The 17071-nt window shown below is 55.5% G+C and carries 14 protein-coding genes; 10 read left to right on the forward strand and 4 right to left on the reverse strand.

Translation table 11 applies throughout. The features are described 5' to 3' along the window. Window positions 1-20 precede the first annotated feature (20 nt). The 6 genes from GOV87_RS13765 (at window position 21) to GOV87_RS13790 (ending at window position 9740) form a co-directional block, all read left to right on the forward strand. On the forward strand, window positions 21-455 hold the full coding sequence (locus GOV87_RS13765; RefSeq protein WP_170786066.1) for a GFA family protein: 435 nt from the start codon (window positions 21-23) through the stop codon (window positions 453-455). Beyond that, window positions 452-4984, forward strand: a complete 4533-nt coding sequence (gene gltB / locus GOV87_RS13770; RefSeq protein WP_171212164.1) for a glutamate synthase large subunit — start codon at window positions 452-454, stop codon at window positions 4982-4984. The genes GOV87_RS13765 and gltB overlap by 4 nt, the downstream gene beginning before the upstream one ends. Window positions 4985-5095: 111 nt before the next feature. Then, complete coding sequence (mtgA, locus tag GOV87_RS13775) at window positions 5096-5830, forward strand: monofunctional biosynthetic peptidoglycan transglycosylase (RefSeq protein ID WP_171123648.1); 735 nt, start codon at window positions 5096-5098, stop codon at window positions 5828-5830. Between the two features lie 58 nt (window positions 5831-5888). Further along, the gene (locus tag GOV87_RS13780) at window positions 5889-6554 is read left to right on the forward strand and encodes a glutathione S-transferase family protein (protein WP_171124273.1); all 666 of its coding nucleotides are present in this window, start codon (window positions 5889-5891) and stop codon (window positions 6552-6554) included. 72 nt (window positions 6555-6626) lie between these two features. Then, a complete protein-coding gene (queG, locus tag GOV87_RS13785; RefSeq protein ID WP_171212165.1) occupies window positions 6627-7664 on the forward strand; it encodes a tRNA epoxyqueuosine(34) reductase QueG in 1038 nt (345 codons plus the stop codon). A gap of 72 nt (window positions 7665-7736) precedes the next feature. Beyond that, entirely contained in the window at window positions 7737-9740 is a 2004-nt protein-coding gene (locus GOV87_RS13790; protein ID WP_171212166.1) for a hydantoinase/oxoprolinase family protein, read from the forward strand. Between the two features lie 21 nt (window positions 9741-9761). Here the strand turns inward: GOV87_RS13790 and msrA are convergent, their stop codons facing one another. From msrA to GOV87_RS13805, 3 genes are all read right to left on the reverse strand, one after another. Further along, window positions 9762-10271 (reverse strand): peptide-methionine (S)-S-oxide reductase MsrA, encoded by a 510-nt coding sequence (gene msrA / locus GOV87_RS13795; protein ID WP_171212167.1) that lies wholly within the window; start codon window positions 10269-10271, stop codon window positions 9762-9764. After that, on the reverse strand, window positions 10268-10717 hold the full coding sequence (gene msrB, locus GOV87_RS13800; protein ID WP_171212168.1) for a peptide-methionine (R)-S-oxide reductase MsrB: 450 nt from the start codon (window positions 10715-10717) through the stop codon (window positions 10268-10270). The genes msrA and msrB overlap by 4 nt, the downstream gene beginning before the upstream one ends. A 99-nt stretch (window positions 10718-10816) precedes the next feature. After that, a complete protein-coding gene (locus tag GOV87_RS13805) occupies window positions 10817-11695 on the reverse strand; it encodes a DMT family transporter (protein ID WP_171212169.1) in 879 nt (292 codons plus the stop codon). Window positions 11696-12454: 759 nt separating this feature from the next. Here GOV87_RS13805 and GOV87_RS13810 point away from each other — a divergent pair. The 4 genes from GOV87_RS13810 to GOV87_RS13825 all read left to right on the forward strand — a co-directional run bounded on the left by GOV87_RS13810 (window position 12455) and on the right by GOV87_RS13825 (window position 16262). Then, complete coding sequence (locus GOV87_RS13810; RefSeq protein ID WP_171212170.1) at window positions 12455-13156, forward strand: hypothetical protein; 702 nt, start codon at window positions 12455-12457, stop codon at window positions 13154-13156. Window positions 13157-13336: 180 nt separating this feature from the next. Beyond that, complete coding sequence (locus GOV87_RS13815; RefSeq protein ID WP_171212171.1) at window positions 13337-14002, forward strand: hypothetical protein; 666 nt, start codon at window positions 13337-13339, stop codon at window positions 14000-14002. Between the two features lie 194 nt (window positions 14003-14196). Continuing rightward, window positions 14197-15441 carry a mechanosensitive ion channel family protein gene (locus tag GOV87_RS13820; protein ID WP_171212172.1) on the forward strand — a complete coding sequence of 415 codons (1245 nt, stop codon included), beginning with the start codon at window positions 14197-14199 and terminating at the stop codon, window positions 15439-15441. 377 nt (window positions 15442-15818) lie between these two features. Then, window positions 15819-16262: a hypothetical protein gene (locus GOV87_RS13825; RefSeq protein WP_171212173.1), complete on the forward strand. Its 444-nt coding sequence runs from the start codon at window positions 15819-15821 to the stop codon at window positions 16260-16262. Between the two features lie 143 nt (window positions 16263-16405). On the opposite strand, the gene GOV87_RS13830 is transcribed toward GOV87_RS13825, so the two are convergent. Continuing rightward, complete coding sequence (locus GOV87_RS13830; protein WP_171212174.1) at window positions 16406-16858, reverse strand: hypothetical protein; 453 nt, start codon at window positions 16856-16858, stop codon at window positions 16406-16408. Window positions 16859-17071 lie beyond the last annotated feature (213 nt).

Raw genomic sequence — 17071 nt, forward strand, 5'->3', positions numbered from 1 at the left:
CAGCGATCAGGAGCCTCGAAATGCCCGAGTTGCAAGGCCAATGCATGTGTGGCGCGGTCACGGTGACCGCTACGCCCGCGCGCGATGCGCTGGGCGCGTGCCATTGCGACCAATGCCGACGCTGGACAAGTTCGATGCTGGTTACTTTTCAGGCCGAAGAAGGCTACGCCGCGCTTGGGCCGGTCAAGACCTTCACCTCGTCCGATTGGGCCGAGCGCGCCTTCTGCGCCGACTGCGGCTCGGCACTGTGGTACCGGATCACGCTTCCCGGTGAGATGCACGGACACACGCAAATCGCCGCAGGCCTGTTCCCAGATACCGGCCACACGCTGAAACTGGAACTTTATTTCGACAAAAAGCCCGAAGGGTACGCGTTCGCAGGTGAACGCCAGCAAATGACCAAAGCCGAGGTCGAGGCCATGTACGCCCCCTCGGAAGAAGGAGACAGCCAATGACCAAATACGATGCCGATTGGGTGCGCGCCGAAGAAGCCAAACGTCAGTGGATGGCCGAAAACGGTCTCTATTCCGAGGAGGAAGAACATTCATCCTGCGGCGTAGGCCTTGTCGTGTCTGTCGACGGTAAGCCGTCGCGCAAGGTGGTCGACGCGGGGATTGATGCGCTCAAGGCGATCTGGCACCGGGGCGCTGTGGATGCCGATGGCAAGACAGGCGACGGCGCGGGTATACATGTGCAGATACCCGTTCCGTTCTTCTATGACCAAATCCGCCGCACCGGGCACGAACCCAATCTGGATGAGCTGATCGCCGTGGGTCAGGTCTTCCTGCCCCGCACCGATTTTGGCGCGCAGGAAAGCTGTCGGACCATCGTGGAAACCGAAGTGCTGCGCATGGGCTATTACATCTATGGCTGGCGCCACGTGCCGGTTGATGTGACCTGTCTGGGCGAAAAAGCAAACGCGACCCGGCCCGAGATCGAGCAAATTCTGATCTCGAACTCCAAAGGCGTGGATGAAGAGACTTTTGAGCGTGAGCTGTACGTAATCCGCCGCCGGATCGAAAAGGCCGCCGCAGCTTCGGGCATCTCTGACCTTTACTTGGCTTCGCTTAGCTGTCGTTCGATTATCTACAAGGGCATGATGCTGGCCGAGCAGGTTGCGGTCTTCTACCCCGACCTGATGGACGAACGGTTTGAATCGGCTTTTGCGATTTATCACCAGCGTTATTCGACCAACACTTTCCCGCAATGGTGGCTGGCCCAACCCTTCCGTATGTTGGCCCATAATGGCGAGATCAACACGCTGAAGGGCAACGTCAACTGGATGAAAAGCCACGAGATCCGCATGGCCTCGGGCACCTTTGGTGACTATGCCGAGGATATCAAACCGATCATCGCTGGTGGGTCGTCGGATTCGGCTGCATTAGACTCGGTTTTCGAGGTTCTGGTGCGCGCGGGCCGCTCGGCCCCGATGGCGAAAACCATGTTGGTGCCGGAAAGCTGGTCCAAGCAAGCGGTCGAGCTGCCTCAGGCCTGGCGCGACATGTATTCCTACTGCAACTCGGTGATGGAACCGTGGGACGGCCCTGCCGCGCTGGCGATGACCGACGGCCGCTGGGTCTGTGCCGGTCTGGACCGGAACGGGTTGCGCCCGATGCGTTATGTGGTGACCGGTGACGGTCTGGTGATCGCAGGGTCCGAGGCCGGAATGGTGCCGATTGATGAGGCCAGCGTTACCGAAAAAGGCGCGCTGGGTCCGGGGCAAATGCTGGCCGTGGATATGAAAAAGGGCAAGCTGTTCCGCGACACCCAAATCAAGGACAAGCTGGCCCGTGCGCTGCCATTTGGCGAGTGGGTCGGCAAAATCAACGATCTGGATGAAACGCTGTCGGACGTGACCGAAAGCGCGAAGTTCAGCGGCGAAGAACTGCGCAAGCGCCAAATTGCTGCCGGTTATTCGGTTGAAGAACTGGAACAAATCCTTGCGCCCATGGCCGAGGATGGCAAGGAATCCATCGCCTCGATGGGCGACGACACTCCGTCTGCGGTTCTGTCCAAGCAATATCGCCCACTCAGCCATTTCTTCCGTCAGAACTTTAGCCAGGTGACGAACCCACCCATCGACAGCTTGCGCGAATACCGGGTGATGTCGCTGAAAACTCGGTTCGGAAACCTGAAAAACGTGCTGGACGAAGACAGCAGCCAAACCGAGATCATCACTCTGGGCAGCCCCTTTGTGGGCAACGCCCAGTGGGACAAGCTGGCAGAAAGCTTTGGTTCGCCGCTGGCCGAGATCGACTGTAGCTTTGAACCAGGTCGGGGCGCACTGAATGCCGCTTTGGTCCGCATCAGAGCCGAAGCAGAAGAGGCCGTGCGCTCGGGCGCGGGGCATCTGGTGTTGTCCGACATGAACTCGGGAGAGGGTCGCGTGGCGATGCCGATGATCCTGGCGACAAGTGCCGTGCATTCGCATCTGACCCGTCAGGGGCTGCGAACCTTCTGTTCGTTGAACGTGCGCTCGGCCGAATGTGTCGATCCGCATTACTTTGCCGTACTGATCGGTTGCGGCGCGACCGTTGTGAACGCTTATCTGGCTGAAGATTCACTGGCCGACCGCATTGATCGCGGCCTGCTGGACGGCACGCTGACTGAAAACGTCGCGCGCTATCGCGAGGCGATTGATCAGGGCCTGCTGAAGATCATGGCCAAGATGGGGATTTCGGTGATTTCGTCCTATCGCGGCGGCCTGAACTTTGAGGCCGTGGGCCTGAGTCGTGCCATGGTGGCCGAGTATTTCCCGGGCATGACCAGCCGGATTTCCGGCATCGGTGTCACGGGCATTCAGGCCAAGGCCGAGGAAATCCACGCCAAAGGCTGGGACAGCGGACTGGACGTTCTGCCCATCGGTGGTTTCTACAAATCGCGCAAATCGGGAGAGACCCACGCGTGGGAAGCGACCTCGATGCATATGATGCAGATGGCGTGTAACCGGGCATCCTATGAGCTGTGGAAGCAGTATTCCGCCAAGATGCAATCGAACCCTCCGATCCACCTACGCGATCTGATGGACTTCAAGCCGCTGGGCAAGCCGGTGCCGATTGAAGAGGTCGAATCGATCACGTCGATCCGCAAGCGTTTTGTCACGCCGGGCATGTCGCTGGGCGCGCTGTCGCCAGAGGCGCACAAGACGCTGAACGTGGCGATGAACCGGATTGGCGCGAAGTCCGACTCGGGTGAGGGTGGCGAAGACCCGGCGCATTTCGTGCCAGAGCCGAATGGCGATAACCCGTCGGCCAAGATCAAACAGGTGGCCTCGGGCCGCTTTGGTGTGACCTCCGAGTACCTGAACCAGTGTGAAGAGCTTGAGATCAAGGTCGCTCAGGGTGCGAAACCGGGTGAAGGTGGTCAGTTGCCGGGTATGAAAGTGACCGACCTGATCGCGCGTCTGCGGCACTCGACCAAAGGCGTGACGCTGATTTCGCCGCCGCCGCACCACGACATCTACTCGATCGAGGATCTGGCGCAGCTGATCTATGATCTGAAACAGATCAACCCGCGCTGTAAGGTGACGGTCAAGCTGGTGGCGTCCTCGGGCGTGGGCACGATTGCCGCCGGTGTGGCCAAGGCCAAAGCGGATATTATCCTTATTTCGGGTCACAACGGCGGCACGGGCGCCTCGCCCGCGACCAGCATCAAATATGCCGGTCTGCCGTGGGAAATGGGCCTGACCGAGGCGCATCAGGTTCTGGCAATGAACAACCTGCGCGACCGCGTGACCCTGCGGACCGACGGTGGTTTGCGCACCGGGCGCGATATTGTGATGGCCGCGATGATGGGGGCCGAGGAATACGGCATCGGCACCGCTGCCCTGATCGCGATGGGCTGTATTATGGTGCGCCAGTGCCAGTCGAACACCTGCCCGGTTGGTGTGTGCACGCAGGACGAATCCCTGCGTGCCAAGTTCACCGGCAACGCGGACAAAGTCGTCAACCTGATCACCTTCTACGCGCAAGAAGTACGCGAGCTGCTGGCCAGCCTTGGCGCGCGCTCGATTGATGAGATCATCGGTCGCGCCGATCTGCTGGCGCAGGTCAGCCGGGGTTCGGCGCATCTGGACGATCTGGACCTGAATCCGCTGCTGATCACCGTCGATGGCGCGCAGGACATCGTCTATAACCGCGGTAAGGATCGCAACGCAGTGCCCGATACGCTGGACGCTGAAATCGTGCGCGATGCGGCGCGGTTCCTGAAAGACGGTGAGAAGATGCAGCTGTCTTACGCGGTGCAGAACACGCACCGCACAGTGGGCACACGGGTTTCCAGCCATATCGTTCAGAATTTCGGGATGCGAAATACATTCCAGGACGACCACCTGCATGTGAAACTGCAGGGGTCTGCCGGTCAGTCGTTGGGGGCCTTTGCTGCTCCGGGGCTTAAGTTGGAAGTGTCGGGTGACGCCAACGACTATGTGGGTAAGGGTCTGTCGGGTGGCATGATCGTTGTGCGTCCGCCGCAGGTCAGCCCGCTGAAGGCAGATGACAACACCATTATCGGCAACACAGTTCTGTATGGTGCCACCGACGGACACCTGTTTGCAGCAGGCCGCGCAGGCGAGCGTTTCGCGGTCCGCAACTCGGGTGCCAAAGTGGTGATTGAGGGCTGTGGCTCGAACGGGTGCGAATACATGACCGGCGGAGTGGCGGTGATTCTGGGCAGCATCGGTGCTAACTTTGGTGCGGGCATGACCGGTGGCATGGCCTATCTGTACGACCCCGACGGTAAGGCACAGGCGCTAATGAACATGGAAACGCTGGTAACATGCCCGGTCACGGTGGACCATTGGGAAGACCAGCTCAAAACGCTGATCGAAACCCATCAGGCAGAAACCTTCAGCCGCAAGGCCGCCGATATTCTGCAGCATTGGGATGTGGAAAAGGCCAACTTCCTGCAGGTCTGCCCCAAAGAGATGCTGAACAATCTCAGCCATCCTCTGACCCATGAGGCGGAAGCGGTTCCGGCGGAATAAATCGCAAGCTCAGATAAACGAAGCCCGCGCGCCCTGTCGGCGTGCGGGTTTTCTTATGCTGGTGACGCCCCAGCCGTTTCAAACCGCGATCACTCGTCGTATAGCTGGGATATGGCAAAGAAAGCAGTCCGCAAGAAAAGCGGTAAGAAAAAGAAGGCGTCCAAGGCTAAAACGCCGATCCTGATGCAGATTCGCCGCTGGGTTTTACGCGGTGCTTTGGGCTGTGTGGTGTTTGTGGTTGCGCTGGTCGCGCTGTATTCGGTGGTGAACCCGCCCGTGACTCATACGATATGGTCGGAATGGCGCAGGTTGGGCAAGGTTGAACGCGATTGGGTGCCGATCGAAGAGATCTCGCCCATTATGGCACGGTCGGTCGTGGCGGCCGAAGATGCGAATTTCTGCCTGCATTGGGGCTTTGACGTCGAAGCGATCCGCGACGCGCTGGAGGATGGCGGATCACGCGGGGCCTCGACCCTGTCACAGCAGGTGGTCAAGAACGTGTTCCTGTGGCAGGGGCGTAGCTGGGTGCGCAAGGCGTTAGAGACTTCGATTACGCCGGTGGTCGAAATATTCTGGAGCAAACAGCGTATCCTTGAGGTTTACCTGAACGTGGCCGAGACCGGGAATGGAGTTTTCGGGGTCGAAGCAGCAGCCCAGCGCAATTTCAACATTCCAGCGTCAAAACTGTCCTCGGTGCAGGCCGCGCGGATTGCGGCGATCCTGCCGTCGCCGCGCAATCGCTCGGTAACCGATCCCTCGGTGCGTACACGCAGGCGGGCGGCCTCGATCCTAGATGGAGCGGCCACCATCCGCGCAGATGGTCGCGCGGATTGTTTCGAGGATTGAAAAACAAACCCTCTCGGCGCTAAAGCTGGAGGGTATTCACTGGTTCGATTGGAAGATCATGGCGCGTCTGTTTCACGTTCCCCTGTCCCCGTATTGCCGCAAGGTCCGGTTGTCGCTGGCAGAAAAGAAGATTGAGGTTGAGCTGGTGGAAGAGAGATACTGGGAACAAGACCCGGATTTCCTGCGCCGTAACCCTGCGGGAAAAGTCCCGGTTCTTCGGCTGGATGGAAAGACCTTATCCGAGAGCACAGCCATCTGCGAGTATATCGAGGAGACCCGCCCAGAACCCGCGCTTTTGCCGAAAACACCGGAAGACAGGTACGAGGTTCGGCGTCTGGTGGCGTGGTTTGATGACAAGTTTCATCAGGAGGTCACCTCGAAGCTTTTGTATGAACGGGTGAACAAGAAAATCACTGGCGAGGGCTATCCGGACAGTAAGAACGTCAAGGAAGGTGCCAAGGCAATCAAGTACCATTTGGATTACATGGCCTGGCTGCTGGATCATCGTCGTTGGTTGGCCGGGGATCAGATGACGCTGGCGGATTTTGCAGCGGCTGCGCACCTTTCGGCGTTGGATTATATCTCGGACGTGGATTGGAATCGATCGGCGGCGGTGAAGGATTGGTATGCCAAGATCAAGTCGCGCCCTGCGTTCCGGTCGATACTGGCGGATCAGGTGCCGGGGTTTCGGCCTCCGCCTCACTACGCTGATCTGGATTTCTGATAGGGTAGCAGGGGGGTTGTCTGCCCCCCATCGCGCCGGGGCGCGATTCCCCCCGAGGATATTTTTAGCCAGATGAAGAGCGGATCGGGTTTGAAGGACAGGTTGGTGGCGCAGGCCCTGAACGAGGGGTTTGTGTCCTGCCGTGTGTGCCGTCCGTGGGACGTGCCAGCGGTGCCCGCGCGGCTGGAGGCGTTCTTGCAGGCCGGGTACCACGGACAGATGGGCTGGATGGCAGAGCGAACCCATTGGCGTGGTGATCCGGCGGCTTTGTGGCCCGACGCGCGATCGGTGATCATGCTGGCTGAGAGTTACACGCCGGACCATGATCCGACCGAGGTTTTACGGCAGGCGGAACGTGGGGCGATCTCTGTTTATGCCCAGAACAAGGACTACCATGATTTGGTCAAAAAACGCCTCAAACGGTTAGCACGGTGGCTGATCGCCGAAGCCGGAGGAGAGGTGAAGGTGTTCGTCGATACCGCACCTGTGCCGGAAAAGGCGTTGGGCCATGCGGCCGGGTTGGGGTGGCAGGGGAAGCATACCAATCTGGTTAGCCGGGACTGGGGGAATTGGGCTTTTTTAGGGTCTGTTTTTACTACTTTGGATCTTCCATCAGATATGTCGGAGGTCGATCATTGCGGATCATGTCGGGCTTGTCTGGATGTGTGCCCGACTGATGCCTTTCCGGGGCCCTACCAGTTGGATGCGCGGCGATGCATTTCTTATCTGACCATTGAACACAAGGGTCCGGTTGATGAAGAACTGCGAGCGAAGATGGGGAACCGGATTTACGGCTGCGACGATTGTCTGGCCGCGTGCCCCTGGAACAAGTTTGCCGTCGCCGCAAGTGATCTGAGATATGCGGCGCGTCCCGAGTTGAAGTCTCCGCCCCTGGCGGAACTGGCCGGTTTGGATGACGCGGCATTTCGCGAAAAGTTCTCGGGGTCGCCCATCAAGCGGATCGGGCGGGATCGCTTTGTGCGAAATGTTCTTTATGCGATCGGGAATTCCGGGCTGCCGGAACTGAGGCCGATTGCGGCGCGATTGATCGACGATCCAGATCCGACTGTGGCCGATGCCGCGCGCTGGGCGATGAAACAACTGGCTTGAGTGCCGCAAACGGGGTGGACGTGTCGCTGCGAACCGCTACACCGATCTTCAGCGAACAGTGAGGAGGTCCCGATGGCGTTGGCTTTGGGGGTAGATACAGGCGGAACTTATACGGATGCAGTTCTTGTTCGGGATGAAAAGGATGTAATAGCCTCGGCCAAGTCCCTGACCACACGGGCGGATTTGGCGATTGGTGTGGGCAAAGCTATTTCCACGGTTTTGCAGCGGGCGCAGGTATCGCCCGATCAAGTCTCGATGGCGTCACTGTCGACGACGTTGGCCACAAATGCGCTGGTCGAAGGGCAGGGTGGGCGTGTCGCACTGGTGTATATCGGGTTCAAACAAGCGGATCTGGACAGGCACGGGCTGAAGGATGCCTTAAAGGGTGATCCGGCTGTTGTGTTAAGCGGGGGTCACACGCATGCAGGCGCTGAGGCGGCCCCGCTGGATATTGAGGCGCTTTTATCCTTTTTAGACTCACATTCGGGCGTGTCAGGGTTTGCAGTGGCGGCGCAGTTTGCAACGCGCAACCCGGCTCACGAACTGGAAGCTGCCCGGATCATCGCAGAAAAGACAGGCGCGCCGGTTACGTGTTCGCATCATTTGTCTGCCAAGTTGAATGGCCCGAAACGCGCCGTGACCGCCGTGTTGAATGCTCGGCTGATTGGAATGATCGACCGGTTGATCGGGCGTGCGCAGGATCAACTGCTGGACCTTGGTATTTCGGCGCCGATGATGGTTGTGCGCGGTGATGGCGCCTTGATGAGCGCGGAACAGGCGCGGGACAGGCCGATCGAAACCATTCTGAGCGGGCCTGCCGCATCGATTGTAGGGGCAAGTTGGCTAACCGGGGCTGAAAACGCGTTGGTTTCGGACATCGGGGGCACGACCACGGACATAGCGTTGATCCGGGATGGAAAGCCAGCGATTGATCCGGCTGGCGCGCAGGTGGGCGGGTTTCGCACGATGGTCGAGGCCGTGGCCATGCGAACGCATGGGCTGGGCGGTGACAGTCAGGTGCACGTAAAGACCGAAGGCCTGGCAGGCGGTGTATTCCTTGGGCCGCGGCGGGTTTTGCCTGTCTCTCTGATAGCGGCAGAGCATCCCGAAATTGTTCATCCGATACTTGACGCGCAACTCCGTGCGACAACGGTGGGAGAGCATGATACGCGCTTTGCGCGCCGCGTGCCTGGCCTTCCTGCCGAAGGACTGGGGCCGCGGGAGGACGCGTTGTTGGACAGGCTCGGGGATCGGGTTGCACCACTGTCTGAGCTGCTGAAAACCCGAATGGAAAGCGGCGCACTTACACGGCTGGTGGATCGCGGGATCGTTCAGGTCAGTGGCGTCACCCCGTCTGATGCGTCCCATGTGCTTGGGCGACTGACTTCGTGGGACAGTGAAGCGGCGCGTAAAGCGCTGGAGCTTGTGGCGCGCAAGCGTGTTGGTACGGGGGATGTCCTGGCTGCAACGCCCGAAGCATTGGCCGAGATGATCGTCGCTCAGTTGACCGAGCAAACCGCATTGACCTTGTTAGAGACTGCTTTTGCGGAAGAAATTGAGGATTTTGGGCTGTCTGCCACAGATCTAGCCCGCCATGTTCTGACGCAAAAAGGGCTGGATCGGCACCGCGGTTTGCTGGCACTGGATGCGGCCCTGAATGTGGATGTGATCGGCCTTGGGGCGTCGGCACCCAGCTACTACCCAGCGGCGGGCGAGCGGCTGCATTGCAATATGATCCTGCCCGAACATACCGATGTAGCCAATGCGATTGGGGCTGTTGTGGGCCGCCTGACCTTGCGCCGGTCGGGGACTGTAACGTCACCGTCAGAGGGGCGCTATAGGGTACATCTTGAGAGCGGGCCACAGGACTTTACCGAACCTGAAGAGGCCTTGGAGGTTCTGCAGATAGCCCTGAAAGACGAGGCCGAAAGTGAAATCCGTCGGGCGGGTGCCGAAGATATCCGGGTGATTGTCAGCCGCGATATTAGGACCGCACGAATTGAGGCGCAGGACGTTTTTGTCGAAGCGACCGTAACGGTCGAGGCCAGCGGTCGCCCGAGGGTGGCGTCAGGTTAGCCCCGGGCTTGGGGCTATCCATTATTCGGCAGCATCGCGTTTGGGCAGAACCCAGTCAGGGCGCGGGAAATGGCAGGTATAGCCGTTGGGGATACGCTCAAGATAGTCCTGATGTTCCGGTTCAGCGTCCCAGAAATCGCCAACGGGTTCGATTTCGGTAACGACCTTGCCGGGCCAGATGCCGCTGGCATTCACGTCGGCAATCGTATCCAGCGCGATCTGTTTCTGGGCATCATCCACATAATAGATTGCGGATCGGTAACTCATGCCGACGTCGTTGCCCTGCCGGTTGACGGTGGTCGGGTCGTGGATCTGGAAAAAGAACTCCAACAGGTCGCGATAGGTGATCTGCGTAGGGTCAAAGAAGATCTCAATCCCTTCGGCATGGGTTCCATGATTGCGATAGGTGGCGTTTGGTACGTCACCGCCCGTGTATCCGACGCGGGTACGCGATACGCCGGGCAATTTGCGGATCAGGTCCTGCATGCCCCAAAAGCAGCCACCGGCAAGAACGGCGCGTTGTTCGGTCATTGGATATCCTCCACATGGATCAGGTATTCTGCATAGCCTTCATCCTCCATGTCATCGCGATGGATAAACCGCAAGGAGGCCGAGTTGATGCAATAGCGCAGCCCGCCATGTTCGCGCGGGCCGTCTGGGAACACGTGCCCCAAGTGGCTGTCCCCGTGTTTCGAGCGGACCTCGGTCCGGATCATGCCCAGCGTGCGGTCGGTGAACTCTTCCACATGTTCGTGCACGATGGGCTTGGTAAAGCTGGGCCAGCCGCAACCGGATTCATATTTATGGGTCGAGGCAAACAGCGGCTCGCCCGAAACAATGTCGACATAAATCCCCGGTTCCTTGTTGTTCAGAAGCTTGCCAGTGCCCGGGCGTTCCGTCCCGCTGTTTTGCGTGACATGGTATTCCTCGGGTGACAGGGCAGCGATCGCCTCGGGGTTTTTGGTGTATCGGGTCATTGGTCCTCGGGACGTGTGGAAACTGGTTTGACCTAATAAATGGGGTTTGAGCGGCGAAAGCAAAGGGGGTTTTGCCTTCCTCGCGCAGATGTGCGGGTATCAGCCGGGTTTCGGCGCGGGCTGTCGGGAAAGCTGAACGGCCAGAATTCCCAATGTGGTCACACCAACGCCGACCGCATCCAGTGGTCCAAGTTTCTCACCAAGTAAGATTGCGGCGATTGTGACGCCGAAGACCGGGTTGAGGAAATGAAACGTGGCAGCCCGTGTTGCTCCGATCCTGTCCAGCAACAGGAACCATATGAAGGTCGCCAGCAGGCCGGGGAAAAGAGTTGTATAGGTAAAGGCCAGCGCCAGTGGGACCGTCGGGTGGATATAGATGGTTTCAAACAGCGGTGCGGCGGCAAACAGAACTGTGGATCCCACCAGCATTTGCAGGCCAACAATCATCATGAAATTCCCGCCCGAGGTTGCCCCGCGTACTGCCAGCGTCGCAAAGGCCAGTGCCAGCGCCCCAATGCCGCACAGCATCACGCCGAACATGTCGACCCCAGCGCTGATGCGGCTGCTCATGATCAACGCGACGCCGGCGAACCCTGCAAACAGACCAAGCACCCCCATTGGACGCAACCTGTCGCCCAGAAACAGCCAACTGGCCAGCGCCACCAGAAGGGGCATGGTCGAGGCGATGATCGCTGCAACCGAGGCTTCGACAGTCTGCATGGCATAAAAATTCAGACCCAAATACAGGGCATTTTGGCAAATACCGAATAGAATGGTTGCGTACCACTGTGATCGGGTCAGCCGCCAGCTTTGGCCCATGGCCCATGCGATCGCGACCCCAATCAGACCAGAGATCAGAAACCGAAGGGCCAAAGAAAACAAAGGTGAGGCATCCGCCACGATAATGCGTGCCGAGGTAAAGGCCGACGACCAGATAAACGCAAATGTCAGCCCCATGGCCATGGCACGCAGATCCACCGCCACTCTCCTTCGTTGATTTCGGGCACTGTTCCTTAAATCGGTAAGGGTCGCAAGATGTTGGGGCCAATCCTCGACCGCCAAGTTCGTAATAATGCGCTGTTCGGGAATTTGATTTCATAAGGATGCGCCATATTGCGAGGATAAGATTTGACTTCGAAATCGAAAATTTCCTCATATGTGATTTCTGCTTGCAAGCTGTAGGGGTTTGAATGGCTACATTCTGCAACTGCGGAAGAGGGAAGCACAGACAGCAGGCAAAACGACAGCTTGGCGCAGGAAAAAGCTCGGAATAGCATTTGTTGATTTCATGGGTTCGGTTGTTGAAACTTAACCAAGTATAAGTCCGTACTTTGACAGCCTTTTGGCGCGACGAAATTAGAAAACACCTGTTGAAGCTGATACGAATTTCTTAATTGTGGAAATATGCGGGAAAAGAAAAAGGGCCCCCGAACGGCAAGGCCCTATAGGTAAATGTTGAAGGAGGCTGAAAGTTCAGCCTCTTTCCTTTTGTGCTCATATTTAGAAGTTCGAAAATTGGCGCCAATTATCAGACGTTCGATTTTGGTGCGGCGAAGGACCGCTTCTAACCCTCTGCGGACTAAGACACCATCGTAAATGAAAGCTCTTTTGCTGCTTCGTTAGCAAATTCGGTACATTGTAGATTGTAGTTAAAAAACGGCGGGCAAGAAATTGTATACTGAAATAAAGTAACCTGAATTGGCACATTTATCCTCGTTGCAAAGGCGGAGAATAGTCGTGGTAGAAAAAGTCGATAAGGCGCTTGTTCTTAAACAGCTTGAGAGCATCACGACGTCAAATGACTTTAAATGCAGTGCGCGGACAAAAGGGCTCTTAAGTCACCTCGTCTTTCTAGAACTTGAAGGTCGAGGCGATGAATTGCATGGTACTGCATTGGCAATGGATGTGTTTGGTAGAGGCGCTGACTTTGATCCAACTACAGATCCTGTTGTAAGGACTGAGGCGGTCAAACTAAGAAAAGCACTAAGCCATTACTACTTGTCGAAAGGCAAAAACGATCCGCTTATCATATCTGTACCCAAAGGGCAGTACCGCCCACTTTTTGAAGCTAAGGTCGAAAATGCTAGCCTGCCTGACTCGTCATCTTCGCATGACAAGGGTTGGCCCGTACTCGGGATAGGTATCTTCACCGGTTCAGATACGACGCGGGCTAAGTGGTTTCGCGAGGGCTTTCCTGAAGAGCTAGGGCTAGAACTGACGCGTTTCGCGCATGTCCGAGTTCTGACTGGGTTTCCAGACAGAAGCTCAGTTTGGAATAATGAGAATCTCAAGCCAAATTGCGACTATTTTCTCCATGGCTCAGTCAGGGACACTTGCGACAAGCTTCACCTAATTGTGCAACTTCAACGTAAACGTGATGGGTCTATTTTGTGGGCCGACCGGCGCGATATCAATCCGGACGCGACTGACAGTTTCTAAGCCCAGGAAGAGATTGCAAGGCAGTGTGCATCAAAGCTTGTTGATGCTTACGGGGTTATCGCAACTGATACCTCAGGTCGTTTAGCGGGCCGCGCGTCTGCTGAGAGTAGCGTCTACCAAGCCCTATTGGCCTTTCACGCCCATGTGCGCACCTCTAGATCAGATAGCTTGAAGCTAATGATGGACCTGGCGCGTTCAGCAGCTCGGAATCAGGATGCTAGTGGGCTTGCGCATGCACTGATAGCGTTGGGATATGTAGAGGAAGTAGCGTTAGGTCAAAAACGCCTGAGAGAGGTTCTGCAACTGGGACAAGGTCACGCAGAAAAGGCAGTGACTTTGGAGCCTCAAAACCAGGAGGCTCTCTTTGCAGCAGCGATTTACGCACAACTCTTAGGGGACACCCGAAGGTTTGATCGTTTGATTGACGCAGCAACTAAAGCCAATCCCAACAGTGCTCTGTTGCTTGCTTTGGCAGGTGGATGGGTTGCACTAGTAGGTGATATCAAGCTGGGCGCACAAATGGTGCGACGGGCTTTGGAAATCAATCCATTTTTGCCGATCTGGACAAATATCACACTATGCCTCGAGGACGTAGAGAACGGAGACTATTTATCAGCCTCAGAAAAAGTGCGACGGATGGATGCTCGTGAATATGTAGCGGATTGGTTGTTGATCGCTGCCATTCATGGTCTGGCTGGCGAGACGGAGCTTGCACGCGGCGCGCTTTCGAATTTCCCGACCAAACATTTTACGCTCGAAGAATATCTTGGTGATCTCCCCTATGCATCCGGCGTCGTGGGGATGCTGCGTAAAGGTATTGAAAATTTGCGTTCTGTTGAGACATAAAATCCGAATAACTACTTCGAGACTGAAAATTTTCGGCAACGATTGCAAAGGCTGGGGTACTTTGTGCCAACATAGTTCGAATATGAGCGGGTAAATTGATAGTCCCTGTCCAACGGAAGAGTGTTACGCGCGCCTCGATATTAATTAGAACTGCCGTATTGTGCGCCTTGTTTCTTTTCGCGCTGTTTTTCGGAATGGCCAAGGCGCAGCAACTTGCTCAATCGGATCCGTATCAAAATTCAATTACTGTTGCGAGCGAGGCGAACGTAGACGAAGACGTCCTCTCGCGGCATGTCGTTGCGTTAGGCGCAGAAGATCTCAAGAAAATAGCAGATATCTGGCAGCGCAGAGTTCAAGACAACCTCGCGAGAATTGCCGAAGGCTTAACCCAATTGGAAAAAGTGGCGGATGATCAAGTTCCCGAGCTCGTTGATCAAATAAAGGCTATAAACCGCCAAAACATCGGTGACTTTCAGAACTATTTGGTTGTAGTTAACGCTTTGGAGCGCAAAGGCGGATCTGAAGACGATCTGAAAAAACACCAAGCGTATATCAAAGGTTTTGTAACGGAGCTTTTGCTTTCATACCAATGGTCGGCGATTTTTCACCTTTCAAAAGACTGGATTTTGTCAGGCAGGGGTGGGGTAAGAGCGCTAAGCGGGGTTATCCAGGCCATAATAGTTATGGCGGCTGCTTTTCTTATCGGAGGGATCCTGAAAAAGGTGTCTGGCAGGTGGTTGCGCGTCCGAAACGATGAAAACGAGATCGCCGCTGTTGTTTTTCCGAACGTTCTCCGCTGGGGCATTCTTGTAATAGGTTTGTTTGTCGCCTTGTGGGGGCTTGGCGTAAACCTAGGCGTCACAACAGCAATTATCGGTGGACTTGGGTTCCTTTTGGCATTCATGCTACAAAACTTGTTTCAAAGTGTGATTGGCGGACTTCTGCTTCAAACAACAAATCCTTACTCAAAAGGCGACATTATATCTATAAATCAAATAGTTGGGACAGTCATAGACGTAAACGTGATTTCAACAAAGCTAAGAACTTTCGACAACCGTCTGGTACAAATCCCAAACCAATCTATATGGCAAGGATCAATGGAGAACCTTACTAAGTACCGAGTAAGGCGTGTCGATCTTGTTTTCGGAATTGGATACTCAGACAATATTGAGCGCGCCAAGGCAACGCTTTCTGAGATGGTTCAAGCAGACAAACGATGCCTGAAAAGCCCGGAAACGAGGATATTTGTCGGCGAATTGGGTCCGTCATCCGTGAACGTCTACTGTAGACCTTGGGTGCGCACCGATGATTATTGGGATGTGATGTGGGACCTTACGGAGATTGGAAAGACCCGCTTGCAAAATGAAGGCATCTCCATCGCGTTTCCGCAAATGGATGTTCACGTATACGCCAAAGATAAGGTCACTTCTGACAGTTAACTCGCGCTGGGTTTGATTTTGCAAGAAGCTGGCGGAAAAAGATCAGCCAATTCCTCAAATGTGGAAGCCTCCGAAATCGGAGATTGGGGCACGAGATTCAAGGCGTGCTTTTGGTTTCACACGATTGATAGAAAGTGAGTAGATCACCGTGTGGGTTAACAATATCTCTTTTTGCTCAACTTCGTACGACAGGTCGAACCGTCAAAAGAAGCTCAGTGCGTAGTCGGACGCGAATTCACAAGAAAGCTGAAAAACAACCTGGCAATTGTTTGCCCACTTTGAGAGTGGTAGCAACTTGTTGATTGCCTTCAAACTGGGAAAACCAATTGCCGAACTCTAGTTCAAATGAAAAGGCTCCCAGGCTGACATCTACAATCATGATGGCTTTGATCGGTGCTGGCTTATTTCTCACGTTTTTTTCACGCGATTTTCCTGATGGTTTGCAAGATGACTGGGTTAGGGAGAACTTGGGACTTGTTGCTCGTTACGTTATCGCAATGATGCTGGGCGGTGCGGTTATGGGCTACTTGCTCGCTTCGATGTTCGGGCGAGCTGGCCTAGGCGGATGGATTTGGGCCGTTACAGGAGGACTATTGGCCTCTTTGGTGACAGGTGCCTGCGGAAGCCTAATCGGGTTGCTACCGGATTTACTTGCGGATGGATGGCAGGCTCAGGATTTAGTATCCGTTCTGTTCGGATTTCTCGTATTGCCAATTGCTGCTGCTGAAAAAGTTGGCTCATTCTTGATTTGGTTTTTAGCTATCGCAGTAACACATTTGCTGTCTAGGTATGAACGCGCGAGATCTGGGTATCACAAATAAGCTACCTCGACGGATTCAGTCGGTGACTCGGCTGTTTTGAACCACAAGTAGTACCTATTGGATAGAAGTCGCCCGACGAGCCAAAGCTTCATTTTGTGAGAGTTTGCGCCGGACGACTACTGCTTAGTTCTGCTTTAGTTTAGTTACCCAGAGTTCTTGGAGATAATGCCTGAATGTTTTTCAAGCCTCGCTCTGCCTATTCTTCTTACTACCAATTGCTCGCCGCTAACTTGATCAACAGCGTCAACTAGCAAGGAATCTTCTCGCTCGGTGGCATTGAACAAGTGGTCCGCAACTTCGGGCAATGTGTTGTTCCACCGAGGGCAAGCCAGTGCAAACTGTGCTAAGAAATTTGCCATGAACTTTAAGAGACGTTCTGCGCTCGTTTCTCCGGTCTCGCGAGCTGCCCAAAGTAAGGCTTCCCACATTGCGTTTTCAAACGCGACCGTTGCTTTGTTGGACCCGTGAAAGTCAATCCAGACTCGATTTTCGCGGGCCAGCCTAAGTTCTGAAGCCTTTTGTACAAGGTTATGTACGGCTGCGGTGGTCGAAGGATATTGATCTCTCAAGATTTCCAGAAGTTCGAATTGAGACATCTTTCGCTCCTGTTTCAGTTTTCGCCAAACAGAAGTGGGAAAGAGCGAGTGAAAACAGCAGGTGTCCTACTGTAGTCCTACTGTAGCATACAGTCAGCAACCTCTTGAAAATCGGGACATTTGGTGCTGCAATTTGTCCAAAACGTTCTAGACTATCATGAGCAGCCTCATCTGACTGGTCCAAATTGATTGTTAGTGCATCGTCGGCCTGTA

The organism is Ruegeria sp. HKCCA5426, from assembly GCF_013034585.1.
GTDB lineage: Bacteria > Pseudomonadota > Alphaproteobacteria > Rhodobacterales > Rhodobacteraceae > Ruegeria.